A 903-nucleotide genomic window follows, 5' to 3' on the forward strand; every position below is an offset into this window, starting at 1 on the left:
GGCGAGCGTGATGCGGCCGAAGGTGGACGCGGTGACGCATCTGGACGAGCTGACCCGGGCCGCGGACCTGTCCGCGTTCGTCGTCTTCTCCTCCGTCATGGGCACCTTCGGTGGCGCGGGGCAGGCCAACTACTCCGCCGCCAACGCCTTCCTGGACGCCTTCGCGTCGTTGCGTCGAACCGCTGGCCTGCCCGCGATCTCCCTCGGCTGGGGCCCCTGGGCTCCGGGGGCGGGCATGACGGCCGAGCTGACCGAAGCGGACCTGCGCCGCATGGCACGCGGCGGCATGCTGCCGCTGGCCCCTGAGCGGGGTCTCGCCCTGCTGGACATGGCGCTCAAGCAGGGACCTGGGTTCGAGCGGGCTGCGGTACTGCCCGTCGACCTGGATCTCGCCGGGCTGCGTCGGCGGGCGCCCGAGGAAGTGCCCACCATGCTGCGCGCTCTGGTCCGGGGCCGTGCGCGTCGCAAGGCCGAGGTGCGGAGCGTGGACGGAACGCTGCACCAGGACCTCAGGGCACAGCTCACGGCGGCTTCGCCGGCAGACCGTGACCGGCACGTGGCCGGCCTGGTTCAGGGCGCTGCGGCCGCCGTGCTCGGCCACGCCTCCGCCACGGACATCGAGGTGGACCACACCTTCAAGGAACTGGGCTTCGACTCCTTGACCTCGGTGGAGCTGCGTAACCGTGTGGCCGCGGCCACCGGCATGAGGCTCCCCGCCACCCTGATCTTCGACTACCCCACGCCCGCCGCCCTGATCCGGCACATCGGGACAGAGCTGGTGGGAGCAGAGCGGACAGCAGGCGACGCGGCGCTGCCCGCGCCGGTGAGTGTGGGTGACGATCCGGTGGTGATCGTGGGTATGGCGTGCCGGTTCCCGGGTGGGGTGGGTTCGCCGGAGGATCT

1 protein-coding gene is annotated in these 903 nt (G+C 72.0%); it reads left to right on the forward strand.

Going from position 1 to position 903, the window contains the following annotated elements; translation table 11 throughout:
- Nucleotides 1–31: 31 nt before the first annotated feature.
- Nucleotides 32–903 (forward strand): beta-ketoacyl reductase (locus IE239_RS41510; protein WP_229878829.1); only part of this gene is annotated, 872 nt, incomplete at its 3' end.

The sequence above is a fragment of the Streptomyces humidus genome (assembly GCF_014649655.1).
GTDB lineage: Bacteria > Actinomycetota > Actinomycetes > Streptomycetales > Streptomycetaceae > Streptomyces > Streptomyces humidus.